The 25,070-nt window shown below is 70.2% G+C and carries 20 protein-coding genes, 1 tRNA gene and 1 pseudogene; 15 read left to right on the top strand and 7 right to left on the bottom strand.

The genetic code is table 11. The features are described 5' to 3' along the window. Nucleotides 1-1,608 carry a dynamin family protein gene (locus B5557_RS28860; protein ID WP_079662191.1) on the bottom strand — a complete coding sequence of 536 codons (1,608 nt, stop codon included), beginning with the start codon at nt 1,606-1,608 and terminating at the stop codon, nt 1-3. A 321-nt stretch (nt 1,609-1,929) separates the two neighbouring features. On the opposite strand from B5557_RS28860, the gene B5557_RS28855 reads away from it, so the two are divergent. Beyond that, nucleotides 1,930-2,002, top strand: a tRNA-Arg gene (locus tag B5557_RS28855). Nucleotides 2,003-2,180: 178 nt separating this feature from the next. Here B5557_RS28855 and B5557_RS45365 read toward each other — a convergent pair. Then, nucleotides 2,181-2,465: a hypothetical protein gene (locus B5557_RS45365; RefSeq protein WP_231976066.1), complete on the bottom strand. Its 285-nt coding sequence runs from the start codon at nt 2,463-2,465 to the stop codon at nt 2,181-2,183. A gap of 1 nt (nt 2,466) precedes the next feature. On the opposite strand from B5557_RS45365, the gene B5557_RS28845 reads away from it, so the two are divergent. Then, entirely contained in the window at nt 2,467-2,742 is a 276-nt protein-coding gene (locus B5557_RS28845; protein WP_231976065.1) for a hypothetical protein, read from the top strand. Nucleotides 2,743-2,937: 195 nt separating this feature from the next. Here the strand turns inward: B5557_RS28845 and B5557_RS28840 are convergent, their stop codons facing one another. Continuing rightward, nucleotides 2,938-3,195, bottom strand: a complete 258-nt coding sequence (locus B5557_RS28840) for a hypothetical protein (protein WP_079662189.1) — start codon at nt 3,193-3,195, stop codon at nt 2,938-2,940. Nucleotides 3,196-3,364: 169 nt separating this feature from the next. Between B5557_RS28840 and B5557_RS28835 the strand changes: the two genes are divergently transcribed. Beyond that, nucleotides 3,365-3,700 (top strand): CPCC family cysteine-rich protein, encoded by a 336-nt coding sequence (locus tag B5557_RS28835; protein ID WP_231976064.1) that lies wholly within the window; start codon nt 3,365-3,367, stop codon nt 3,698-3,700. Between the two features lie 284 nt (nt 3,701-3,984). Here B5557_RS28835 and B5557_RS28830 read toward each other — a convergent pair whose 3' ends face one another. After that, entirely contained in the window at nt 3,985-4,437 is a 453-nt protein-coding gene (locus B5557_RS28830; protein ID WP_079662188.1) for a hypothetical protein, read from the bottom strand. A 79-nt stretch (nt 4,438-4,516) separates the two neighbouring features. Here B5557_RS28830 and B5557_RS28825 point away from each other — a divergent pair. Next, nucleotides 4,517-5,016: pseudogene (locus tag B5557_RS28825) on the top strand (UTRA domain-containing protein); the annotation flags it as partial. Here B5557_RS28825 and B5557_RS28815 read toward each other — a convergent pair. Beyond that, nucleotides 5,013-5,810 carry an SDR family NAD(P)-dependent oxidoreductase gene (locus B5557_RS28815; protein WP_079662187.1) on the bottom strand — a complete coding sequence of 266 codons (798 nt, stop codon included), beginning with the start codon at nt 5,808-5,810 and terminating at the stop codon, nt 5,013-5,015. The pseudogene B5557_RS28825 and the gene B5557_RS28815 overlap by 4 nt on opposite strands. Before the next feature lie 108 nt (nt 5,811-5,918). On the opposite strand from B5557_RS28815, the gene B5557_RS28810 reads away from it, so the two are divergent. After that, nucleotides 5,919-6,521, top strand: coding sequence for a TetR/AcrR family transcriptional regulator (locus B5557_RS28810; RefSeq protein ID WP_079662186.1), 603 nt, complete (start codon nt 5,919-5,921; stop codon nt 6,519-6,521). Nucleotides 6,522-6,713: 192 nt separating this feature from the next. Here the strand turns inward: B5557_RS28810 and B5557_RS28805 are convergent, their stop codons facing one another. Continuing rightward, nucleotides 6,714-7,961: a serine hydrolase domain-containing protein gene (locus B5557_RS28805; protein WP_079665059.1), complete on the bottom strand. Its 1,248-nt coding sequence runs from the start codon at nt 7,959-7,961 to the stop codon at nt 6,714-6,716. Between the two features lie 860 nt (nt 7,962-8,821). On the opposite strand from B5557_RS28805, the gene B5557_RS28800 reads away from it, so the two are divergent. Next, nucleotides 8,822-10,318: an arabinofuranosidase catalytic domain-containing protein gene (locus B5557_RS28800; RefSeq protein ID WP_231976063.1), complete on the top strand. Its 1,497-nt coding sequence runs from the start codon at nt 8,822-8,824 to the stop codon at nt 10,316-10,318. Between the two features lie 83 nt (nt 10,319-10,401). Here B5557_RS28800 and B5557_RS28795 read toward each other — a convergent pair whose 3' ends face one another. Beyond that, the gene (locus B5557_RS28795; RefSeq protein WP_159424445.1) at nt 10,402-10,950 is read right to left on the bottom strand and encodes a pyridoxamine 5'-phosphate oxidase family protein; all 549 of its coding nucleotides are present in this window, start codon (nt 10,948-10,950) and stop codon (nt 10,402-10,404) included. A gap of 897 nt (nt 10,951-11,847) precedes the next feature. On the opposite strand from B5557_RS28795, the gene B5557_RS28790 reads away from it, so the two are divergent. The 9 genes from B5557_RS28790 to B5557_RS28750 all read left to right on the top strand — a co-directional run bounded on the left by B5557_RS28790 (nt 11,848) and on the right by B5557_RS28750 (nt 25,068). Further along, nucleotides 11,848-12,891 (top strand): iron-containing redox enzyme family protein, encoded by a 1,044-nt coding sequence (locus B5557_RS28790; RefSeq protein WP_079662183.1) that lies wholly within the window; start codon nt 11,848-11,850, stop codon nt 12,889-12,891. 34 nt (nt 12,892-12,925) lie between these two features. Beyond that, complete coding sequence (locus B5557_RS28785; RefSeq protein ID WP_079662182.1) at nt 12,926-13,612, top strand: 2OG-Fe dioxygenase family protein; 687 nt, start codon at nt 12,926-12,928, stop codon at nt 13,610-13,612. Nucleotides 13,613-13,695: 83 nt separating this feature from the next. Further along, nucleotides 13,696-14,628 (top strand): diaminopimelate epimerase, encoded by a 933-nt coding sequence (gene dapF, locus B5557_RS28780; RefSeq protein WP_079662181.1) that lies wholly within the window; start codon nt 13,696-13,698, stop codon nt 14,626-14,628. Continuing rightward, nucleotides 14,625-15,731, top strand: coding sequence for a pyridoxal phosphate-dependent aminotransferase (locus B5557_RS28775; RefSeq protein WP_231976062.1), 1,107 nt, complete (start codon nt 14,625-14,627; stop codon nt 15,729-15,731). Before dapF ends, B5557_RS28775 begins: the two co-directional genes overlap by 4 nt. A 60-nt stretch (nt 15,732-15,791) precedes the next feature. Then, nucleotides 15,792-18,971: a non-ribosomal peptide synthetase gene (locus tag B5557_RS28770; RefSeq protein WP_079662180.1), complete on the top strand. Its 3,180-nt coding sequence runs from the start codon at nt 15,792-15,794 to the stop codon at nt 18,969-18,971. Then, the gene (gene glyA, locus B5557_RS28765; RefSeq protein ID WP_079662179.1) at nt 18,964-20,442 is read left to right on the top strand and encodes a serine hydroxymethyltransferase; all 1,479 of its coding nucleotides are present in this window, start codon (nt 18,964-18,966) and stop codon (nt 20,440-20,442) included. The genes B5557_RS28770 and glyA overlap by 8 nt, the downstream gene beginning before the upstream one ends. Then, on the top strand, nt 20,439-22,940 hold the full coding sequence (locus B5557_RS28760) for a non-ribosomal peptide synthetase (RefSeq protein ID WP_231976061.1): 2,502 nt from the start codon (nt 20,439-20,441) through the stop codon (nt 22,938-22,940). Before glyA ends, B5557_RS28760 begins: the two co-directional genes overlap by 4 nt. Then, nucleotides 22,937-23,752, top strand: a complete 816-nt coding sequence (locus tag B5557_RS28755) for a thioesterase domain-containing protein (protein WP_079662178.1) — start codon at nt 22,937-22,939, stop codon at nt 23,750-23,752. Before B5557_RS28760 ends, B5557_RS28755 begins: the two co-directional genes overlap by 4 nt. Beyond that, nucleotides 23,749-25,068, top strand: coding sequence for an MFS transporter (locus tag B5557_RS28750; RefSeq protein ID WP_079662177.1), 1,320 nt, complete (start codon nt 23,749-23,751; stop codon nt 25,066-25,068). The genes B5557_RS28755 and B5557_RS28750 overlap by 4 nt, the downstream gene beginning before the upstream one ends. Nucleotides 25,069-25,070 lie beyond the last annotated feature (2 nt).

The raw sequence follows: 25,070 nt of genomic DNA, 5'->3' as shown, positions 1-25,070 counted from the left end.
TCACCTCTCCTTCTGCAGTACGGACAGCGCGGCGATTAGTTCGGCCTGGGGTTCGGGGTGGACGTCGAGTCCGTCGAGGGGGGCGAGGCGGCGCTCTCGTTCGTTGTGCATCACGCGGTCGAGATGCTCGGCGAGCAGTCGTCCGGCCCGGTCGCGCAGCCGCAGCGCCCCATGGGCGCCGATCCGCTCGGCGAGCCCCTCGCCCGCGGAGCGCGCCCTGCGTCCGCCCAGCACGGCGGTGGCGACGAGGGCGGCGACCGACTCCGGATCGGGCGCGACACCGCGTTCCAGGCCGCGCACCTCGTCCTCGGCGTACTCCTCCAGCTCGCGCCGCCACCGTCGTACCGCCAGGCCGATGCGGTGCTCGGCGTTCTCCGGCGAGGTGTCCCGGTCGGTCAGGGAGGGAGCGTTCGCCGCCGGTTCGCGCCGCCAGGCCTCGTCGACGCGCTCGTCGGCGGCGGTGACGGCGCACAGCAGGAGCGCACCCAGGCTCTCCACCAGGGCGTCGAGGAGTTCGGCGGCGGTGCAGTCCAGCGGGAAGGCCCGCCAGCGTTTGAGCGCGTCGCCGGCGAGCACGGCGCCGCTCTGCAGACGGCCCCGCACGCGCGTGTACTCGCTGTCGTACGCCCCGTCGACGGCCGACGTGAGCCGTAGCGCGGCCGCGTACTGGGCGGCGGTGGCCCCGGCCAGCTCGGGCAGCCGGGCCTTGAGGGAGTCGAGGACGCCGTGTGCCGTGCGGGTCAGGGCGTAGCGTCGGGAGTTGGGATCCTGGACGTGGTGGACGAGCCAGGTCCGCAGCGACGCGACGGCGGTCGCCGGGAGCAGCCCGCCGCCCCAGGCGGACTCGGGCAGCTCGGGCACCGTGAAGCGCGGTACGTCGCCCAGCCCGGCCTTGGTGAGCAGGGCGCCGTACTGCCGGGACACCTCGCCGACGACCTGGTGGGGCACCCGGTCCAGGACGGTCACGAGCATGGCGTCGTACTCCTTGGCGGTGCGGAGCAGATGCCAGGGCACGGCGTCGGCGTAGCGGGCGGCCGTCGTGACCATCACCCAGATGTCGGCGGCGCAGATCAACTCGGCGGCCAGGACGCGGTTGTCGGCGACGAGGGAGTCGATGTCGGGTGCGTCGAGGAGGGCGAGGCCCGGGGGAAGGCTGTCGGCGGTCTCGATGCGCAGCACGCGTCTGCCGTCCTCGCCGGGGAGCAACAGGTCGTCGGCCGACTCCTGATGGGGCGCCCACACGCGCGTGAGGCCGGGCAGCACCCGCATGCCGCTGAACCAGTGATGGTCCTCCGGATGGCAGACGAGCACCGGTGTCCGTGTCGTCGGCCGCAGCACGCCCGCCTCGCTGACGCGCCGTCCTACCAGAGAGTTGACCAGGGTCGACTTGCCGGCGCCGGTGGAGCCGCCCACGACGGCCAGCAGTGGCGCTTCGGGCTGCCTGAGGCGGGGCACCAAGTAGTCGTCGAGCTGGGCGAGCAGTTCGTCGCGGTTGGCACGCGCGCGTGGGGCCCCCGAGAGGGGCAGCGGGAAGCGTGCGGCGGCGACACGGTCGCGCAGGGCGGAGAGTGCGTCGAGCAGCTGAGGCCGTACGTCCAAGGTCACCACATGCGAAGAATGCCCAATTTTAGGGGATTTATGAAGCATATAGGCATGTCTGCGCGCCGATAGGACACAAGGGACGGAAGGCGCGACTGGGACAGAGGCGCAGCCCAGGCATAACGAGTACACAACACCCGTGGCCGCGGAGGCCAAAAGCGATGCACGATTCGTACCTGCCTGCGATTATCAGGACCGCTTCACCGAACCTCCACATTGAGCCACGGAGGCGAAGCAACCGGGACAAGGAACCGGGAGCCCTATCCTTGTCCCCGGCAACGTCACGGATCAGCCCACACCCGGGCAGCACGTACGAGGCCACCACACCCGGCCCCCGTAGCTCAGTGGATAGAGCAGGCGCCTTCTAAGCGCTTGGCCGCAGGTTCGAGTCCTGCCGGGGGCGCAAGTCTCCGCCCTCCCTCCGGGAGGGCATTTTTGCTGCTCAGAGCACGTTTCGCGTGACACGGCAACGCCCCGGACGCTCCCCGACGATCAAGGGGAGGTTCCGGGGCTCTCCGGCTGTCACCGGGTTTTCGCGGGTGACCCAGTCGAATACGTGTCGAAGTTCCAGGCGAGAAGACTCAGCCCCCGTCGGGCTGCTCGGGGAGGTCACCCGCCGCCTCCAGTCGCCTTTTCAGGTCAGGAAGCTGCCCCTCGACGCACCGGGCGTGCGGGGCCGGCAGCACGGGCACGCTGTTCCCGGCCCACTCCGCCACCTGGGCGGGCGCACTGCGCCAAGCCCGGCGGATGACCGAACCGGCGAGAATGCCGCCCGTGTCCCCCTGGCACAGCAGATCACCGGGCTTGAGCTGCTCGTCCTCGATGTGCTGCCGCAGGATGCGCGTCAGGGCGGGATGCCCCGGCACGGTGCGCGTCTCGCCCTCGGCACGGCCCTACGCGGCCACACGCATCAAGGCAGGGCTGCGGGCGTTCGACGTGCCCAACGAACCGTTCGTCGACGCAGCCCAGGCGCTCATCAGAGGCGAGCGGTTTCCGCCGCTCATCCTCGTCGGCGAGAGGCAGGACAACCTGGTCCGCCTTGAGGGCCACCTGCGTCTGACCGCCTACGCCCTCGTTGGCTTCCCGACCGACATCGAGTGCCTGATCGGCACCGCGCCGACCTTGGGACGCTGGGCGCAATAGACCAGTCACCTCGGGTTACGTGGGCTGCTGGTAGGCCGGGTGAGCCGGCACGGCCGGCAGCGGATCGGTTGATTCCGGAGCGGTCGGCGGTAGGGCGAGGAGCGTCTTGCGGGTCACAAACCGGCAGTGACGGCGGACGACACCCGTGGCCGGCAGCGCTACGAGTCCGTCAGGCGGGCCCTCCGAGACGATGGCCTACAAGGTTGGTTGGTCGCGATAGCTGATTTCACCAAGTACGGCGACCTCGTCTCTCGTCAAGCCGTGCCGCTCCATCGTGTAGCCCATGTGTGCCTCGCGGGCAGCAGCGGCATCAGCGGCCAAGTGTTGCAAAAGCTCATCAATAGACGCTTCGGGGTGCAGTTCGACCCAGGAGGCAACCGTGTCATGACAAAACGTCTTGATTTGCGCCTCCGTGCTCAGACGGAACCCCTCGAAGGCCGTTCGTTGGCTCATTGGACAAGCCTGCCTGAAAGACAACCGTTGCGCGGGCGACTTTCCCTCGCCGGCTTTACGGACTCAGCAGTTCGTGACGTAGAGGTCGTGCCAGAACGTGCTGGGCCTCGGGCAACCCCTTCTCCATCGTCACGGCTTGCCAAGCTCGTGGCCCGGCTGAGCAGTGCCTGTGTACTCGCTCGCGGTTGACGGCACGGCAGGGCAGGATGTCATGGTGGTCACTCCGTTCGTCGACAACCAGGGGAAGGCCGAGGACGGCCCGTACCCCTGCCCCTGCTGCGGCTTCCTGACGCTCGAGGAGCGCGGTTGCTTCGAGATCTGCCCCGTGTGCTTCTGGGAGGATGACGGCCAGGACGACGACGATGCCGACCGGGTGCGAGGCGGTCCCAACGGCCGGCTCAGCCTCACGGAAGCCCGAAGTAATTTCCGTGCTCTGGGGGCGAGCGACGAGCGACGCACCAAATTCGTACGCGCTCCTCTGCCGAACGAATACCCCACGGCCTGACATCACCAGATGACATCACGTCGCCAGACGGGGACCGCTCTCAGCGACTTGGACTGGGCTCCGGACCACCCAGTGCGCGAGCCGGAGCCGGCCGCCCGGTTGCGCGATCGAACTCCTCGGGCAATGGCCAGCCACATTGATGGGCGGAGCAGTTGCCACCAGCATGCCGCTGAAGAGCCCGTATCGGCGGCGGTTTTGGTGCGGCAGGATCTTGAGGCCGCGATCCGCAGGGCACGACAGGGCCACCGCCGACGCCGGTCGACGGGGCCCGGGGTGACGCGGGGTCAGCAGGCGTCGTACTTCCAGGCGCCGCCCTCAACCGTCCACGGCTGGCCCTGCTGGTCGAACTTCGGCAGGCCCTTCACCTTGTACGAGACGCGGCCCATGTCCCCTGAGACGGTGACGTGCACGTCCGTCGCCGGGTGGTCGGGCCCGTGGTCCTTCGCGGCCTGCTCCACGGTGGCCGCGTACGTGGCCGGGTCTGCCTTGGCGCGACAGCGCTTCGACAGGAAGGCGTACGCCCCCTCCCCAGCCCCTCCGAAGTAGAGGTTCACGTACGTGTCCGCGACGCGCTCCAGTTCGGTGGCGCCGGGCGGCGTCGCGGTGGTGCTCGGCGTCCCGGCGACCGTGGTGGGGCTGGTCTTCGGGGTGTCGGCTTTGTCGTCGCTGGACGAGGAGCAGGCGGCGAGGGTGGCGAGCAGGGCGGCGGTGAGCGTGATGGTGGCGCGGGTGCGCATGTGTCCCCCCATGGAACTGTGTGCTGGAGGGGGCATGGTGCCATGCCGGGCAGGGTTGGGCCCCGCCCGGGGGACTTCGGCGCTGGGTATCCCCGAGGGCGAGCTGTGCGTCGTACGACGTACGGGTTCCTGACGGACGGCAGGCCCGTGCAGCTGTCGACGAGTTGGGAGCCGTACGACCGCACGGCCGGCACTCTCGTCGTCCTCCCCGAGAGAGGGCCGCACGCCGGAGCGGGCGTCGTGAACCGCATGGCCGCGATCGGGATCACCGTCGGTCACGCCGTGGAGCAGCCGGAGCCGCGGCAGGCGACCGCCGAGGAGGCTTCGCTACTGGGCGTCCAGAAGGCAGCACTCGTGACGCACACCCGGCGGACGTACTACAGCGACGACGGGCGGCCCGTGGAGACGGCGGACATCGTGGTGCCCGCGGCTCACTGCGAGATCGTCCCGCCACCGGCCGCACCGGTTGTTGCTCTTCGGCAGCAGCGGCTCCAGCACCGCCCACTCCTCGTCGGTCAGATCCCCCCTGCTGAGCATGACCGCAACAGCGACCTGTCTGATCGAAAAGCCGGTTTCTAGCGGGCGGCGGTCATGGATCCCATGAGCAGGACCGCGCGGCGTCTGGTGACTGCCCGGCCCAGGCTCGCCATCATGCGGTTGAGCCGGCCGGAGATGACGCTCGGTGGTGGCGTGCGACGGTCGAGCGTCCGCAGTGCCGTCGTCACGACCTCCTGGGGGGACTGGCGTTTGGTGCCGCCGTCCGCGGAGTCCGTGCCGATGACGTCGAAGAACTCGGTGCTGGTCGCGCCGGGGGACAGGGCGAGCACGCGCAGCCCGGTGTCGAGTGACTCCTGCCACAAGGCTTCGGTGAAGCTCAGCACGAACGCCTTGGCTGCCGCGTAGACGGCCATGTTCGGAGTGGGAACGTACGCGGCCATGCTCGCGACATTGATCAGCACCCCGGTGCCGGCGGTCCGCAGCGGCTCGATGAACGCCCGGCTGATGTCGACCACACCTGCGACGTCGACGGAGATCTCCTCCCGCAGGCGCTGCGGGTCCTCGGTGTGGAACGGGCCGAAGGTGCCGAAGCCTGCGTTGTTCACGACGCTCGTCACGGTCAGGTCGCGCCGCGCCACTTCCTCAGCGAGGGTCTGGCCTGCCGCAGGCTGGCTGAGGTCGAGAGGGATGGCCGTGGCTTGGACGCCGTGAGCCGCGGTGAGTTCGGCGGCCAGTTTGTCGAGCCGTTCCCGGCGCCGGGCGACGAGGATGACGTGTGAGCCACGCGCGGCGATCTGGCGGGCGAACTCTGCTCCGATGCCGGCGCTGGCACCGGTGATGAGGGTGGTCTGGCCGCGGTAGTCGACGGCGTTCATGGGCTACTCCCGGGAGACGGCGGCTGCACTCAGATGTGGCACTGTAAGCCTATCTTGTCACTCAGTGCCAAACGGGTACCGGGTGCACAACGCGGTAGGCTGGGGGTCATGAACGATCGCGAAGGCGGCCCGTCCGGGCTACGGCAGCGCACCCGGCGGGCAGTGCAGGCCGAGATCGCCGCCACAGCGATGCGGCTCTTCCTCGAGCACGGCTTCGAAGCCACCACCATGGAACAGATCGCCGGCGAGATCGGCATCTCGCGGCGCTCGCTGTTTCGCTACTTCGGCACGAAGGAAGACATCGTGCTCGGCGACCACGCCGAAAACGGCCGGACGCTGCGGGCCGCGCTGGAAGCCCGTCCGGCAGACGAGCCCCCGTGGGAAGCACTCCGGGCGGCCCTCAAGGCGCTCGTCGAGTCTCTTCCCTATACACCGGAGGACTTCCTCAAGATCACCGGCATGCTCCACGCGTCGCCCTCTCTCCGGGGGCGTCAGCTGGAGAAACGTCAGCAGTGGACGGAGCTACTGCTGCCGGACATCGCCAGACGACTGGGCGCCACGGCGGACACCATGAACGAATTGCGGGCCCGCGCGCTCGTCGCCTGCGCCTTGGCGTGCTCCGAAGCCGCAACGGAAACCTGGGTCCGCAGCAACGGCACGGTCGACATGGAGTTGGCCTTCGATGAGGCGGTTGCCGCGGTACGCGCATAGGACGCCGCAGTTGTCAGCCACCGAGGGCCAGTGCCGCCGCGCCGCACCCTGGGTAGAGGCTGAGCCGACAAGGTACAGCAACAGGATCCATGCCCATCTCGGCATGCTGTTCCCGGCCCGCTCGGCCACCTGGGCGGGTGGGGTTACGTCGTTCCCCGGGGCCGGTGTCGAGGGCGGTCGGTTCGTCGCGGGTCAGCTTTTGGCCGGGATCACGGTGCCGAAGGAGGCGGCGGCGATCTGCAGGACGTAGCGGATCTCGGTGCCGTTGACGTTGGTGGGGTTGACGGAGTAGACGATCTTGCGGGAGAGGTCGCGGGTGGCGAACACACCACTGGTGTAGCCGGGGCGGGAGCCGGTCTTGCCCCAGACCACGACACCGTTGGAGGCCTTGACCCGCGTCAGCCCCATGGACATACAGGCCCGGCCGGCGTCGGCCTCGGTACGGCACTGGCTGCTGTGGAAACCGGGGACGTCGGGGACCGTGAAGAGCTCGGCCTGCTGGGCCGGCGGTAGGAAGCGGCCACGGAAGAGTGCGGTCATGAAACGGTCGAGGTCGGCGGGGGTGGAGATCATGCCGCCCTCGGCCCAGGGCCAGGGACTCTGCTCGGTGACGTCCACCGGATGCGTGGTGCCGTCCGAGGACTTGACCGTCAGGTAGCCGTCGGAGTGCGGGCTCGGCAGCCGCGGATCGTCGGCGTCGGGGACATAGGTGTCGTGCAGGGCGAGAGGCCGGGTGATCCGGGACCGTACCTCGTGGGCGAAGCTGTGCCCGGTGATCTTCTCGACCAGCAGGCCGGCAACGTAGTAGTTCATCCCGTTGTACTGCTGCGCGGTGCCCGGCGCGAACTGCATCGGCTGGCCCGCCATCAAGTCGATCACCTGCTGCGGAGTGAAGCTCTTCATGCGGTTGGCGGCGAACCATTCGGGACTGCCGTCGCCGAAGTCCGGGCTGTCGGCGCCGCGGGGAAGGCCGCTGGTGTGGTTGAGCAGCCGGCCGATCGTGACGGGCGGCAGGTCGGCGGGCAGGACGCCCGGCAGGTACCGCTGGACGGGCTCGTCCAGATCGATCCGGTGCTCGGCAGCGAGCTGGAGAACGATCGTGGCCGTGAACACCTTGGAGATACTGCCGATCCGGATGTGCGCGTCAGGCGGCACGCCCTGACCGGTCTCCAGGTTGCCCACCCCCGATGTGCCCGACCAGTGGCCCGCACGACCAGTGATCCGGAGCAGCGCACCGGTGACGTCCGCATCGGGCAGGCCGCCGATGGCCGCCTTGAGCGCGACCGGATCCAGCCCGGGCAACGGCGCGGTTGCGGCAGCGTGTGGTGGGCCTGGAGCGGCGACGGAGGCGGGCGCGGCCACCCCCGTGGCCAGGGTCAAAAGCAGGCTGCCGCAGACAGCCAGGGTGGTCCAACGGGTCCGACGGGCACAGCTGTTCACGATGGGCTCTCCGTAATCGTTGTGGTCGGACCGGTGATCGACCGACCCGACCACGAGTCTCTTCCGCACCGGCTGCCCGGCTCATCAGGGAACGCCCCTGAGCACACCCTGGTCGAACCCTGATACCTGATGCGAAGTCAGGCAGAGACGGCCCGTTGGCCGCATCCGACGCCGTCGACGCCGTCAACGCCGTCGACCCCGTGCGACCGCTCGGCCGACCCAGCAGGCCTCAGCGACCTCACCGCCGGCGGTTGTTAGCGCACACATTTGAAGAGGGACGAGAGACGTCGATGCCCACGGCTCGCAGGCTCTTTCACCGGCCCAGTCAGTCATGGAACTCGGGGTGCCCCGCTCAGGAAGTCGCCGTCGGGGACGGCGCCGGAACCCCCCGCGTCACACGTCTCGAAAGCGGAAGCGGACCGTTTGTTTCCACAGTCTTGACCGTCCCACCGTGTTGACCATCCCCAGAGGCCAGCGTACAAAAGGCAGGGCCGCAATAGCAGAAGATCATCTTTTACCGCGTCAGATCGGCGCATGCACGACGTTTCATCTCAGGACCGGTCACCGCTGCGCGGTGACGCATTCGCGTTCGGCTGCCGCGCTCGAACAGAGCGTCCGCCGAGCGCACGTACCCGATTCCCCGCAGCTCCGGATTAGCGGCGTCACCCAAGCGCCCACGCATGTGAGCGTTAACAAATGTCTGCCGAGCGATACCGAGGCAGCGCCGAGCGCCCCCGACTCCGTCTCCTGGCAGCAGCCGCCCGTGTCCGCGCATCACCGCGCACCGCACATCACTTGCCCAGCCTCCCTGCGCACACGGCGCCGGGGTCGAGAAGAACGCACGACGGAAGAGGTTCACAGTGATACGTAGACACCTGAGAGGGCTCCCGCTGTCAGTGGGCGCGGTCCTCACGCTTCTCGCCGGCATCCTGGTCGGGTTGGTGGGTACCGCGGGCACAGCGCAGGCGGCCTCGTCCCTGCCCTGCGACGTCTACGCCGCCGCCGGAACGCCGTGCGCCGCAGCGCACAGCACGACCCGGGCGCTCTACGCCTCCTACAGTGGCGGTCTTTACCAGGTCAAGCGTGCCTCGGACGCCTCGACCACCGACATCGGCACGCTCAGCGCCGGCGGCTACGCCAACGCGGCGGCACAGGACTCCTTCTGCTCCGGCACGACCTGCATCATCACCAAGGTCTACGACCAGAGCCCGAACCACAACGACCTGACCGTCGAGGGGCCCGGCGGCAACGGCGGCCAGGATGTCGGCGCGATCGCGAACGCCCTGCCGGTCATGGTCGGCGGCCACAAGGCATACGGCATCTGGGTGTCGGCCGGCGTCGGCTACCGCGACAACAGCACCACGGGCATCGCCACCGGCAGCAATCCGGAGGGCGCCTACATGGTGACCAGCGGCCACCACGTGAACAACCGTTGCTGCTTCGACTACGGCAACGCCGAGACGTCCGGCAACGACACCGGAAACGGTCACATGGACGCGATCAACTTCGGCACCGAGTGCTGGTTCTCGTGTTCCGGTGCCGGATCCGGTCCCTGGGTCGAGGCGGACCTGGAGAACGGGCTGTTCTTCGGAGCGAACGGCGCCAACTCGGCCAACACCGGCATCTCCAGCGAATACGTCACCGCCATGGAGAAGAACAACGGCACGACGACCTACGCGATCAAGGGCGGCAACGCGCAATCGGGCTCACTGACCACCTGGTACGACGGCGCCCTGCCCAACCTCGGCGGATACACCCCCATGCACCTGGAGGGCGCCATCGTCCTCGGCACCGGCGGTGACAACAGCAACGGATCCGACGGATCCTTCTTCGAAGGCGTCATGACCTCCGGCTACCCGACCAACGCCGCCGACAACGCCGTGCAGGCCAACATCACCTCCGTCGGCTACGCGACCCCGGCCGCCACCTTCCCCGTCGCCGGCACCGCCTACCGCCTGACCAACACCAATTCCGGCAAGGTCCTGGACGCGGTCAACTGTGGGACGGCCAACGGGACTTCGATCGACATCTGGGCCTCGCTCGGCAACACCTGCCAGCAGTGGAAGTTCGCCGCCGCGGGCAACGGCCACTACACCATCACCAACGTCAACAGCGGCACGGTCCTGGACGACAAGAACTGCGGGCAGAGCAACGGCACGGCCGTCCAGCTGTGGGCCTCGCTCGGCAACCGCTGCCAGCAGTGGGACGTCACCAACGTCGGCAGCCACTACACCATCACCAACGTCAACACCGGCATGACGCTGGACGTCGCGAACTGCGGCACCGCCAACGGGACCGCGGTCCGCCAGTGGCAGCAGCTCGACAACACCTGCCAGCAGTGGGACATCGCGCCCTGACCTGAGCGATGTGTCAACGACGGTCTGCCGGCCCTTGCGTCGGCAGACCGTCGGCTGTCGCCCGCCGACCGGCCGGGCCGGCCTCAGTCCCGCCCCACCCTTCCCACCTGTCCCACCTCTCCCACCTGCACGACCCGTGTGATCGTGAAGTGGACGGTCGGCTGCGCGGCCTTGAGGCGGACGCGGGCGGTGCCGGTGAGGTGGAGCGTCACGCCGCTGCGCTCGTCGAGGAACAGCACTCCGGCGCGCGGGTTGAGGACGAGGTTGCCGAGTGTCATGAACATCGAGTTTCCCGGATACTCCGCCCAGGTCAGCTCGGTCGGCGACACGACCTCGACGAAGCCGGGCTCCCCGCCCCGATGACTGGCGTCGGCCGCGCCCGTGTCCGAGGCCGTGGCGATGAAGAACGTGTCCGCTTCCCGGATCCAGGCCCGCTGGGCCGGGCTGAGCGACTCGCCGGAGGCGGTCGGTCCGGAGGCGAGGGGAGGGCGGGCCTCACCGCTGCGGTGGCGCAGGCGGCCGGGGCAGTTGGTGAAGACCTGGGCGGTGTCGATCGCGAGCCCTCGCCGGGTGGGGCGGGCGATCCCGTTGACCCTGAGCCTCAGCCGCCTGCGCGTGTCGGGAAAGAGCACGCCGATCTCGAACGGCCTGATCTCCAGCGGACTGAACTGGGACCGACCGACCTCAGAGCGACCGACCTCAGAGCGACCGACCTCAGAGCGACCGACCTCAGACCGACCGGCCCCGGACCCGACCTCAAGCGGACCGACCTCAGAGCGACCGCCCCCAGCCCCACCGCCTCCCGACCAACTCGTACCGGCCCAGCCGCCCTCCAGCCGCAGAGGCAATGGAAGCCGCTCCGGTTCGGCGGCCAAGGAGAGTGAATGGGGGCCGGTGCCCCTGGCGAATCCTGGGGGACCGCTCAGGACTGAGACCCAGACGAGGCCGTCGGAATCGGTTGATCCTGTCACTGCCAGAGTCTGCATTCCGATAAAGGCCGCTAAAATGTCTGTCAAACCTTTCCGGATCACTCTGGCCGATCGTTCGGCCTCGGCCGAACGGCCCAGCCTCTCCTGTATTTCACGTTCGCCTCGATGGTAATTCACCGTGATGACAACTCCCTCCAAAAGTGGGCGGAATGATTCGCTCCGCACTTTTTCTGAACCCCACCAAAGGGTGACAGAACGTCACATACCGGCGGCCTCCCCGCCCTTCGTCATGGTGCCGTCCACGACGGCCTCCGGGCATCCAGAAGGTATACAGACTTCATCCAGTGAGGCCGCCGCAGAATAGCCGAGGCCTGCCGCCCCGTCCGGGCTCGGGCGACACATAAGAGACGGAAAGAAAGGCCGGTTCGCGCCCTTGTGTTTCCGCCTCGTCGAACGCTCTCCCGCTTCGCGTGATCGGCAGGCCGGCGTCACGTGAACGGCATGCGTGACAAAGGGGGAAGGGAGCCCGCTGCCTTCCGGACGACGGTGAATGCCTTCATGACGAAACTTCATTCGTCCAGTGAATCCAAGGGGAAACTCATGCCACAAGTCGGCAGCGCCAAGGGTCGGGCGGCAACCGGTGACCCGTTCCTGTCCACGGTGGACACGATCGGCGCATGGCTCGGTTCCGCACCCGGGAAGGTCGACTCCGTCCTGTCGGGCAGCGAGCGGGACCGCGTCCTGGGCGAGGTCGCCGACATCAACAGAGCCGCTGCCCTGGGCGATCGAAGCGCCCTGTACGCGCAGCAGTATCTGCTCGACCGCATCTACCAGTTGCACACCAAGATCCCGCAGGGTGAGAACGCCGAGGGTTCCGTCGCCGTCTATGAGATAGGCCGGCTGCTGGAGACCGCCACCGCCGAGGCCCAGGACCGGCTCATCGATCCGGCCCTGCTCGACGAGGCTCCCACGGACCCGCGTGAGTACCTGTCCTGGCTGAAGCAGATGGCGCGTGGCCACCGGGTGTACAAGCACCCCTACTACCACGAGTTCATCCGCAACACGGCGACCGAGAGCGACCTGCGCAACTACGTGATGCAGGAGTCGGTGGTCGACGGCCGCTTCGACGACCTGCTGGCGCTGATGCAGGTGGGCACCGCCGGCGAGGCCAAGCTGGAGATCGCCTCCAACTTCTGGGACGAGATGGGCAACGGCAAGCCCGCCGAGGTCCACACCACCCTCTTCAACAAGATCTTCGAGGTCTTCGAGATCTCGGAGGAGGAGCTGGAGCGCTCGCTCACCGCCACCTCGCTGCTCAACGGGAACCTCGCGGTCATGCTGTGCCGCTACCGCTCGCTGTACCCGGAGGCCGTGGGCTTCCTGGGGATGACCGAGTGGATGGCTCCGGACCGGTTCGTCCAGGTCGTGCACGCCTGGGAGCGCCTCGGGCTGCCGGAGGTGGGCATCACCTACCACCGGCTGCACATCACCATCGATTCCCAGCACGCCCAGGGATGGTTCCACAACGTGGTGCTGCCCGCCGCCGAATCGGCGCACATGCGCCGCGCCATCGCGCGCGGCATCCTGTGGCGGCTCAACTCCTCCGCCGCATACCTGGACGAGCGCATGCCGTCCGCCGCCTGACGCCCCACCATCCACTCCGTCTGGAGGACAGAACATGCCGCTCGGCAGTGAAGGGTTCGTCATCATCGACCTGCCGGATGTCTCGCCCGACATCCTGCCCAGCTACGACGACTGCCCGGTCGACGAGTACATGGGCAACGGCACCCGCTTCAAACGGTTCTCCCAGTACCGGCTCAGCCCGCAGGGCGACCAGGCGTGGTCGTTCGAGCGGCTCGCGCACCGGGACTACACGACGTACAAGAAGTTCAACTCGGTCGGCGGCGGCATCCGCCGGGTCTACGAGCCGATCAAGGTGGACTTCACGCCGCTTATCGAGGCGGGCATCCGCGAACTCGGCCTCGACCGGTCCGAGGACTGGCAGATCAACGTCCACCAGAACCGGACCCGTGCGGACGGCGGCAAGCCGGGCCCGCTCACCCCGGAGGGCGTGCACCACGACGGGCACGAGTTCGTGATGATCGCGATCCTCAACAAGGTGAACGTGGCCGGCGGCACCACGCGCCTGTGGCACGAGGGGGCCGACCAGCCCTTCTGGACGGGCACGCTCGAACCGGGTCAGGCGGTCCTGCTGGACGACCGGGCGCTCTCCCACGACGTCACCGACGTGCTCTCCGCCGACGGCGGCCCGGGCCACCGGGACATCGTCATCGTCGCGTTCTCGCGGTGGGCGGAGAAGTGGTACGGCGAGGAGCACGACGCCGCCGCGCTCGCCGAGAAGTAGACCGGAACGCCGTGGAGCCCCGGGGCCGTCATGACGCGACGCCCCGGCGCTCCGCCGCGCCCAGCAGCGGAGGGAGACCAGCCGTGACCGACTTCTTCAAGTACCAGGCGGCGGGCAACGACTACCTGGTGATCGATCCGCGCCACACCGATTTCACCGTCAGCCCCGAGACGATCCGGCTGGTCTGCGACCGGCACCGGGGGATCGGGGCGGACGGTGTGCTGTACGGGCCGCTGGAGGAGCCCCGCGCCGGGTCGCCGGTGCCGCTCGCCCTGTACAACTCCGACGGTTCCGACTGCGGCCGCAGCGGCAACGGACTGCGGATGTTCGCCCTGCACCTGGCCGCGCAGGAGCCCGGCGGCTGGGCGGACGGGCGGGAGTTCACGCTGCGTACGGCCGCGGGCGAGTGTCCGGTGCGGATCCTCGACGCCGCCGCGGGCCGCGTGGAGGTCGGCATGGGCCGCCCCAGCTTCGACGCGGCCGATCTGCCGCTGCTCGACGAGGACGACACGCCGTACCGCGGCCGGGCGGTGTCCGTGCCGCTGACGGTGGACGGGGATCGGCTGATCGTCACCTGTGTGTACAACGGCAACCCGCATACCGTGGTGCTGGTGGACGACCCGACTGCGCGGCTGGCCCGCCTGCTCGGACCGAAGATCGCCCGGCACCCCCGTTTCCCCCAGGCCACCAATGTGCAGTTCGCGCGCATGGCGGGCCGGAACGTCATGGAGCTGGAGGTCTTCGAGCGGGGCGCCGGTTATGTGACGGCGTCCGGGAGCAGCGCCTGTGCCGCGGCCTCCGCGGCGCGTGAACTCGGACTGTGCGACGAGCGGGTGGAGGTCAGGATGCCGGGGGGCAGTGTGGAGATCAGCGTCGGGGCGGACGGCCGGGTCACCATGACCGGAGACGCCGAGCAGGTGGCCGTCGGCGCCTTCGCGCCCGCGCTGCGCGCCAGGCTCGGCCTGCTGGCGACGGCGACCGGGGCCAGAGCCGCGACGGCCGGGGCGGCGTTGTGACCGTCTCCGTCGAGCGCGCCCGCGACTATCCGATGCAGCGGTGGGTGTTCGAGGACGCCGCGGGGCGCTTCGACATCGACCTCGGCGACAGCAACATGCTCCCCGGACACCTCGACGACCTCACCCTGCCGGCCGGCCTGGAGCTGGACTACGGCCACGACCACGGCCTGGGCGCGCTGCGCGAGGCGGTGGCGGAACTCTACGGCGGGTCGCCCGACTCGGTCCTCATCACCCAGGGCGCCCAACAGGCCCTCTACCTCGTGTACGCGTCGCTGCTGAGCCCCGGGGACCGGGTGATCGGTTTCCGGCCGGGCTGGCAGCAGTCCTGGGACGTGCCGGCCGCGCTCGGCTGCCGGGTCGATCTCGTCGGGTTCCGCCCGGATCTGAGCTTCGACGTCGAGGCCGCCGAGGCCGTCGCCGGGCCCGACGTGAAGCTGATCGTGGCCAACAGCCCGTGCAATCCGACCGGTCGGCGCATAGCCGAGCGGGACCTGCGCGCCCTGGTGGCCCTCGCCTCGCGCACGGGCGCTCGTCTGCTGCTCGACGAGGAGTACGCGCTCGATCTGTCCCGCTCCGCCGCGCTCGACGGCGACCGGGTGATCTCCGTGTCCAGCCTGTCCAAGGTGTACGGCTTCCCGGGGCTGCGGGTGGGCTGGCTGTACGGTCCGCCGTCCGTGGTGGCGGGCTGTGCCGAGCGCAAGTTCCTGTCCACCATCTCCAATTCGGTGCTGTGCGAGACGCTGGCCCGTGAGGTGCTGGCCGACCGTGAGCGCCATCTGCGGTCCTATCACGAACTCACCGGGCAGGGGTTGTCCCTGGTCAGGGAGTTCGCCCGGCGCAACGCGGACGCGGTGGAGCTCGTGGAACCGGAGGGCACGCCGTTCGCCTGGCTCTGGCTCCGGACCGGGGAGGAGCCGCTGGCGATGTGCCGCCGGGCGCTGGACCTGGGCGTTCTGCTGATGCCCGGCGAGACCCTCGGCGCCAGCGACGGTTTCCGGATCTGTTTCGCGCGCTCACCCGAGGCGGTGACCGAAGGACTGCGCCGCGTGGAGAGCGTCCTCAGGCCCGACGCCCGCACGACTGCACCGCCCCCGAACCACTGACGTCCCCGTAACGCCCCCGTTGGAACACCACCGTGTACAGCCGATTGGAGTCCTGTGACGATGAGCGCCTCGCTCCCCGACGAGTCACGCATCCAACTGTCCTTCGGGCAGGAGCAGTTGTGGTTCCTGGACCAGATGAGTCCCGGGGAGACCACCTACAACGTCATCCAGGCCTACCGGCTGCGCGGTCCGCTGGACGTGCCCGCGCTGGAGCAGGCCCTCAACGTGCTGGTGGCGCGCCACGAGCAGCTGCGGGTGACCTTCCACTCGGCGGACGGTGTGCCCTACCAGGTCGTCGCACCGGCGCAGGACCGGCCGCTGCCGCTTCGCGACCTCTCCCGGCCGGACCCCGAAGACGCGGAGAGCGCGCTGCGCGAGGCGCTGCAGACCGAGGCCGACACGCCGTTCGACCTGACGGCGGGGCCCCTCTCCCGGTTCCTGCTGTTCCGGCTGGCCGCCGACCACCATGTGCTCTGCCTCGGCTTCCATCACATCGTCACCGACGGCTGGTCCGGCGGTGTGATCAGCCGTGAGATCTCCCAGGCCTACGGGGACCTGACGGCGGGCCGCACGCCCGCGCTCCCGGAGCTGACGGTCGGCTACGGCGACCACGTCCAGGAGCAGCGTCGGCAGCAGGCCGACGGTGTCTGGGAGGAGGAGCTCAAGTTCTGGCAGGAGCGGCTGGCCGGCCTGGAGGCGCTCGAACTGCCCGCCGACCGGCTGCGGCCCGCGGAGCCCACCCAGAGCGGCGAGACCTTCGTAGTCGACTTCCCCACCGAACTGCTCACCAAGGCACGTGCCTTGGCGCAGGAGCAGGGCGCGTCCCTGTACATGGTGGTCGCCGCGGCACTGAACGTCGTGCTGAGCCGGTACAGCGGCCAGGACGACATCGCCCTCGGGGTGCCCATGCTCGGCCGTACGGACCCCGAACTCGAGGACGTCGTAGGCCTGTTCATCAACATGACGGTGTTGCGGTCCGACCTGTCCGGCGGGGTCACCTTCGCCGAGCTGCTGGAGCGCATCACCGACGCCAACCTCGACATGTACGACAACCAGGACGTGCCGTTCGACCGTATCGTGGACCGGGTGCAGCCGGTCCGGGACGCGGGCCGCAACCCGCTGTTCCAGATCGCCTGCCAGCTGCTCGGCGAGACGACCACCGGCGACGCGTTCCAGCTGGCGGGCCTGACGGCCGAGACGATCACGGTGGCGGGGACGCGCTCCCGGTTCGATGTGTCCTTCAGCTTCGTCGAGGGCGCCGAACGGCTGCGGCTGATCGTCGAGTTCGCGACCGACCTGTACGACCGTTGGCGCGTCGAGGCCCTGGTCCGGCACTTCGAGACCGTGCTCGCGGCCGCGGCGGACGCCCCGGACACCCCGGTCTCCGCGCTGCCGCTGCTGTCCGGAGCCGAGCGCGAGGAACTGCTCGCGGTCGGACGCGGCCCCGACTTCGAGTACCCGACGGAGCCGGTCCACGCGACGATCGCGCGGATCGCCGAGGAGCACCCGGAGCTGGTCGCGGCGGTCTGCCGCGGGGTGGAGATGACGTACGGCGAGCTGATGCGGCGGGCCGGGAAGCTCGCCCGGTACATCCGCTCCCGGGGCGTGGGCCGCGAGCAGGTCGTGGCCATCGCAATGGACCGCGACCTGGACGCCCTGGTGGCGATCCTGGGCGTGATGGTGTCCGGCGCCGCGTACACGATCATCGACCCCTCGCACCCCAACGCCCGGCTGGACCACATGCTGCGGGACACCGCAACACCGCTGGTCATCACGCGGCAGGCCGCGCTGGGCGATCTGCCGGACAGTTGCGGCTGGGAGAGCCTGCGGATCGACGCCGACTGGGACGTCATCGAGGCGCAGTCGGACGACGTGCCGCTGGAGGAGTGGGCGGAGCCGACGTCGCTGGTGTACGTCCTCTACACCTCGGGCTCGACCGGGCGTCCCAAGGGCGTGATGATCGAGCAGCGCGGTCTGCGCATGTTCATCGAGGCCTACCGGCGCAGCTTCGGCGAGTGGACCCACGAGGACCGGCTGCTGCAGCTGCCGGCGCTGACCTTCGACATGTCTCAGGGTGAGATCTTCGCCGGTCTGATCAGCGGTTCGGCGATGGTGCTGGTGGCGCCGGAGGACGCCTCCTCGCCTGAGTCCCTGGGCGCGCTGATCCGGGACCAGCGGGTCACGTACGCCGGTCTGTCGCCGGCGATCCTCTCCGTGGTCGAGGCGGGGCCGTACCCGGATCTGAAGTACATCATGGGCGGTGCGGAGGCCCTGCCGGCCGAGCTGGTCAACAAGTGGAACCTGCCGGGCCGCAAGTTCGTGAACCTCTACGGTCCGACCGAGGCATCGGTGGCGACCACCGAATACCTGTGCGAGCACAAGGAGTGGCTGTCGTCGCCGCCCATCGGCCGGCCCGAGTTCAGCCGGCTGCACTACGTGGTCGACAAGGACTTCAACCTGGTGCCGGTCGGTGTGCCGGGCGAGCTGCTGATCGGCGGCGACGAGGGCCTGGCCCGCGGCTATCTGAACCTGCCGGAGATGACGGACGAGAAGTTCGTCCCCGACCCGTTCCTGGGCGAGGGCCGGGTGTACCGCACGGGTGACCTGGTGCGTTGGACGCGCGATCTGCAGATCGACTTCATCGGCCGCCTGGACAACCAGGTGAAGCTGCGCGGGCTGCGGATCGAGCTCGGCGAGATCGAGTCGGGGCTGCTGACGCACCCGAAGATCCGTATGGCTCTGGTGCTGCTGCGGGAGGACGGCGGGGAGAAGCAGCTCGTCGCCTACTACACGGTGCTCGGTGACGCCTCGCCGACCGTGGCCGAGCTGCGCGAGCACCTGGGTCGCACGATGCCCGAGTACATGGTGCCCACGGCCTGGGTGGAGCTGGCGGAGTTCCCGCTGACCCCGGCCCGCAAGATCAACCGGAGCGCGCTGCCCGCTCCGGTGTCCGCGACGGACGGCGCGGCGAGTTTTGTCGCCCCGGGGACCGCCACGGAGGAGAAGGTGGCCGAGGTCTTCGGCGCCGTGCTGTCCATGGAGCAGGTCGGAGCGGACGGCAGCTTCTTCGAGCTGGGTGGCAACTCGCTGCAGGCGATGCGGGTGGTGAGTCGGCTGAACAAGCACTTCGGCGTCAAGGTCAACGTCCGTCTGCTGTACGGCGGGGCCACGGTCGCCACCATCGCCTCGGCCGTCGACGGGCTGACGCAGGCCAAGAAGGCGGCGGGTACGCATGCTTGAGACCCCGCGGGCCGCGACCGCGGCCCCGGGCCGTCAACAGAACGGCCCCAACACCGCCCCCGGCACCGACTCCGGCTCCGGCTCCGGCTCCGGCTCCGCGCAGGCTCTGCTGCTGCGGCGGGGCGCGGAGCTGTTGACCCGGACCGATCCCGAGCTGGCCGGGTTGCTCGACCGGGAGGTGGAGGAGCAGACCGCGACGCTGGCGATGGTGGCGTCCGCCAGCGTCGCGAGCCCGTCGGTCCTGGCCACGGGCGGTGCCGCGCTGTCGAACGTGACGGCCGAGGGCTATCCGGGGGCCCGCTACCACCCCGGCGCGAGCCGCTTCGACGGGGTGGAGCGGCTGGCCGCCGACCGGGCCCGGCAGGCCTTCGGCGCCCGCTACGCCAACGTCCAGCCGCACTCCTGCTCCTCGGCGAACCAGGCCGTGCTGGCCGCGTTACTGCCCCCGGGCGGCGCCCTGCTCGCCCTTGACCTGGACGCCGGGGGCCATCTCACCCACGGGTCCTCGGCCTCGGTGACCGGGCGCCACTACCGGGCGGTCCACTACGGCCTGGACGAGCGTGGGTTCGTCGACTACGACCAGGCGGCCGAACTGGCCCGGGTCCACCGCCCCACCGTGGTCATCGCGGGGGCCAGCGCCTATCCACGGACGCTCGACTTCGTCAGGTTCCGGGCGATCGCGGACTCCGTCGGGGCGTTTCTGGTCGCCGACATCTCGCACATCGCCGGTCTGGTGGCCGCCGGCGAACACCCCAGCCCCATCGACCTCGCCCACATCACCACCACCAGCACCTACAAGCAGCTGGGCGGCCCGCGCGGGGGCCTGATCCTCATCGGACGGGAGCACCGCACCCCGGGCCCGGACGGCCGCACCCCTCTCGACCGGCTGATGCAGCGCGCGGTCTTCCCCCAGTCGCAGGGCACCCCGAGCCCGGCCTCGATCGCCGCCAAGGCGCACGCCCTGAAGGCGGTGGCGGAACCGGCGTTCAAGGAGACCATGCGGCTGGTCGTCGACGACGCCGCGGCCCTCGCCGGCGATCTGGCGGGGCTCGGCCACCGGGTCCTGACCGGCGGCACCGACAACCACATGGTGCTGCTGGACATGGCCGGGCGCGGCATGACCGGCGTGGTCGCCGAACGAGCCCTTGAGGACTGCGGAATCCTCACGAACCGCAACCGCATCCCCGGCGACGACAAGCCCCCGCTGGTCGCCGGCGGCCTGCGGCTCGGCACGAACGTCCTGGCGCAGCGCGGCATGGGGCCCGCCGAGATGCGGGTCTGCGCCGGTCTCCTGCACGAGGTGCTCAGCGCCACCACCGTGCTGTCGGACACCGAGTTCCGCACCGACCCGGCCGTGCGCGACCGGGTGCGGGCCGAGGTGGCCGCCCTGTGCCACATCCATCCGCTGCCCTTCGGAGCCGCCGTCCCCACGGCCGACGTCCCCGCCCTCGCCCCAGGAGAGAGGCCTTGACCCTGAACGCTTCCCCCCACAGCTCCTCCCCCGCTCTTTCATCTGTTTCCTCCCAGGCTTCCGCCCCGGCTTCCTCCTCGGCCGCTCCGCGTTCGGCGCCCCCGGCCCTGCTGCCGACGGATCGGCCCCGGCTGCCCGGAACCACTCCGGACCGCACCGGTTCCGCCCGGGTGCGGCTCGACGGCTCGGCCCGCACCGCCCCGGACGACGTCCTCCTGGCCGCGTTCACCGCGCTGCTGCACCGCTGGACGGGCCAGTCCGAGTTCGCGTTCGCCGCGCGGACCCCCACGACGGGCGCGGTCCGTCTGGCCTGCGTCGTCACCACGGCGTCCACCCTCGCCGGGCTGGCCCGCGGCACCGCCGCCGGCCGCACACCGGCCACGGACCCCGCGCAGTCGGACGAGTTCGAGCTCGTACTGCACCCACCGGGCGAGCCCGACGACGGCCCGCGCACCGCCGAACTGCGGTATCCGCCCGCCCTGTTCGACCAGGACACCCTGGTCCGGCTGCTCGCCTGCTACCGCACCCTGCTGGCGGACGGGCTGGCCGCCCCGGACCGTCCGGTCTCCCGCTTGCGTCTGCTCCCGGAGACCGAGCTGCAGCGCGTCCTCGTCGACTGGAACGCCACCGACACGGACCTGCCGCACGACGTGTGCCTGCACACCGCGTTCGAGGCCCACGCCGCCGAGTCGCCCAACGCCCCCGCGCTCATCGGCGGCGGCGACAGCGACGACAGCGGCCGCCGGACGTGGACGTACCGCGAGGTCAACGAGGCGGCGAACCGGCTCGCCCACCATCTGCGCGAGCTGGGCGTGGGTCCCGACCGGCGGGTCGGCATCTGCCTGGAGCGCTCCTGGGACCTGCTGGTCGCCGTCCTGGGCGTGCTCAAGGCGGGCGGCGCCTATGTGCCGCTCGACCCCGACTACCCCGAGCAGCGGCTCGCCGCGATGATGACCGGCACCTCCTGCACGGCGGTGATCAGCCGCAGCGGCCCGGCCGCCGGCCTCCCCCTGCCGGACACCACGCCGGGCGGTCCCGTGGTGCTCCTCGACCGCGACGAGGCCCTCCTCGCCGCCCGCCCGGCTCACAACCCGCAGGGGGGCGCCGGTCCGGACGACCTGGCCTACGTCATCCACACCTCCGGGTCGACCGGCGCCCCCAAGCCGATCGCCCTGCGCCACCGCGGGGTGATGAACAACATCGCGGACCTCAACTCCCGTTTCGGCGTGGGCTCCGGCGACCGCGTCCTCGCGCTGTCCTCGCCCAGCTTCGACATGTCGGTCTACGAGTTCCTGGGGCTGACGGCCGCCGGCGGCACCGTGATCCTGCCGGACCCGGAGCGGGCCAAGGACCCCGAGCACTGGGCGGAGCTGCTGGCCGCGCACCAGGTCACCGTCTGGAACTCGGCGCCCGCTCTCCTGGACCTGGTCGTCACCCACCTCGACAGCGTCGGCGCGCCGCCGCTCGACGACCTGCGGCTGGCGCTGCTGGGCGGCGACTGGATCCCCGTGTCACTGCCCGACCGGACCCGCGCGGTCGCTCCCGGGGTGCGCTTCATCGCCCTCGGCGGGGCCACCGAGTCGTCCATCCACTCCACCATCTACGAGGTGGAGAAGACCGACCCGCGCTGGACGAGCATCCCGTACGGGCGTCCCATGGCCAACCAGCGCACCTACATCCTCGACGACTCCCGCCGCCCGGTGCCGCCCGGTGTGCCCGGCGAGCTGCACCTGGCGGGCATCGGGCTCGCCCGGGACTATCTCGGCCGGCCCGAGCAGACCGCGGAGCGGTTCTTCACCTGGTCCTGCGGCGAGGTGACGGACGAGCGCCTCTACCGGACCGGCGATGTGGCCCGCTACGGCCCCGACGGTCTGATCGAGCTGCTGGGCAGGTCCGACTTCCAGGTGAAGGTGCGCGGGCTGCGCATCGAACTCGGCGAGATCGAGGCCGTCCTGCGCGCCCACGACACGGTCCGGGAGGCGGTCGTCACCGCGCACCCCGACGGGTCGGGCGACCAGCGGCTGGTCGCCCATGTGGTCGCCGCGGCGGGCCGGACCGTGTCGCCGGAGGCGGTCGGCGAGCACGCCGCGCGGTCCCTGCCGCGCTTCATGGTGCCGAGCACCGTGCTCGTCCTGGCCGAGCTGCCGTTGACGCCCAACGGCAAGGTCGACCGCAAGGCGCTGCCGGCCCCGCCGGAGCCCGTCGGCGAGCCCGAGGGGACGTATGCGGCGCCGGTCACGCCGACCGAGCGGACCGTGGCCGAGGTCTTCGCGACCGTGCTGTCGGTGTCCCGGGTCGGCGCGGACAGCAGCTTCTTCGCGGTCGGCGGCAACTCGCTGCAGGCCATGCGTGCCGTCACCCGGCTCACCAAGCACTTCGGGGTCAGGGTGAACGTCCGGCTGCTGTACGGCGGGAACACCGTCAGCGGCATCGCCTCCGAGATCGACCAGCGGCTCGCGCGGTCGGCACCGACCACGAACGGAGCTCCGGAGCAGTGACCGAACTCTCCGTCAACAGCATCGTCCCCCTCCGCGCGGCGGGTGGCCTGCCCCCTCTGTACTGCGTCCATCCGGTCTCCGGCTCGCCCTACTGCTATGCGGGCCTGACCCATCAACTGGACCCCGAACGCCCCGTGTTCGGCTTCGAGGCACCCGGCTTCGACGGCGTCTCCGAACCCGCCCGCTCCATCCAGGAGCTGGCCGAGCTGCACACGGCCGCCCTGCGAGCGGCCCGCCCGCACGGCCCGTACCTGCTGCTCGGCTGGTCGCTCGGCGGGGTCGTCGCCTACGAGATGGCGCGACTGCTGGCCGCCGCGGGCGAAGAGGTGCCCGTGCTCGTCATGGTCGACGCGGCACTGCCCGGCACCCAACAGGTGCCGCCCGAGGACCAGCTCGCCCGCTACTTCCTGTACGACTTCCTCGGCGTGACCCGGGACCGGGCGCCCGGCGTCGACACCGCCCTGGCAGGCATGCGGCCGGGGGCGGAGCCGGCCGAGATCTTCGAGGTGGTGGAGCGCGACGGGGTCGTGCCCGAGGAGTTCGACGCGGAGTTCCTGCTGGAGCGCTACGCCCTCTTCCGCACGCATGTCGTGGCCCTGCGGCAGCATTCGGTGGCGTCGGTCCACGACGGGCCCGCGATCCTGATCAAGGCCGCGGAGTCTCAGGAGCGACTGCTCGACTGGCGTCCCAGGCTGAGCAGGCTGACCGAGCACACCGTGCCCGGCGACCACCACTCCGTGTGGCAGGAGCCCGGGCTGACCGCCATCAGCGCCATCGTCGACCAGGCCCTACGAGAGGCGACGCCAGAATGACGGAGCACGGCACCCACGCCGAGACGGTCGCCGAGGCCGAGCCGGACAGTCCGCCCCGCTCGCTCTGGCACCACCGGGACTTCATGGTGTTCTGGACGGGCGAGGCGCTCTCCCTGTACGGCACCCAGATCACCAACCTCGCGCTTCCGCTCACCGCGGTACTGGTCTTCGACGTGGGGGCCGAGCAGCTCGGGCTGCTGCGGTTCACGCAGCTGGTGCCGTTCCTGGGGCTGGCTCTGCTGTTCGGCGTGTGGGTGGACCGGGTGCGCAAGCGGCCGGTGATGCTGGGCGCCAACCTGGTGCGGATGGTGCTGATCGGCCTGGTCCCGGTCCTCTACCACGTCGACCTGCTGACCCTGCCGCTGCTGTACGCGCTGGCGCTGGGCGTCGGGGTGGCGTCGGTGCTCTTCGACGTCAGCTGGATGTCGTACGTCCCGGTGCTGGTGAAGGACCGGCGCAGTCTGCTGGAGGCCAACACCAAGCTCAACGCCACGCTGTCGTCGGCGGACATCGCCGGGCCGGGGGTGGCCGGCACGCTGGTGAGCGCGTTCTCGGCGCCCTTCGCGATGACCGCCAACGCCTTCTCCTACGCGGTGTCGGTGCTCTCCCTGCTGATCATCAGAACCCCCGAGCCCGCCCCGGAGACGCCTCGCGAGAAGCGGCCGCTGCGGGCCGAACTCGCCGAGGGCCTGCGCTGGGTGTTCGGCAACCGCTGGCTGCGCGCGATCGGGCTCGTCGGCTGCTCCTGCAACTTCCTGCTGACGATGGTGCAGTCGCTGTTCCTGCTGTACGCCGTGCGCGACAAGGACCTGTCGGCGGCCGCGGTCGGCTTCGTCATGGGCGCGGCGGCCGTGGGGGGTCTGCTGGGCGCGCTGGTGTCCGGGATGGTGGTGCGCCGGCTGACGGTGGGCCGTGCCTACCAGGTGTCGGTCTCGATCATCTTCCTGGGTCCGCTGCTGATCCCGGCGGCGACGGGTCCCCGCTGGATGCTGATGATCCTGTTCGTCGCCTCGTTCTTCCTGGAGTACTTCGGCAGCAGCGTCTCGAACGTCCTCATCGTGAGCCTGCGTCAGACCATCACCCCGCAGGCCCTGATGGGCCGGATGACGGCGGCGATGCGCATGCTCCTGTACGGCGGCGGTGCGCTGGGCGGTCCCGTGGGCGGTCTGCTGGCGGCGGTGGCGGGACTGCACGGCGCCCTGTGGATCGCGGGCGTGGTCTCCGCGGCGATGCTCGTCCCGATCATCCTGTCCCCGGTGGGCAGACTGCGCACGATGCCGACGGGTCCCGAGGACGGCGCCGTAGCCGCGGCGTGAGG

Source organism: Streptomyces sp. 3214.6 (assembly GCF_900129855.1).
GTDB lineage: Bacteria > Actinomycetota > Actinomycetes > Streptomycetales > Streptomycetaceae > Streptomyces > Streptomyces soliscabiei.
This window is presented reverse-complemented; position numbering and strand designations above follow the sequence as displayed.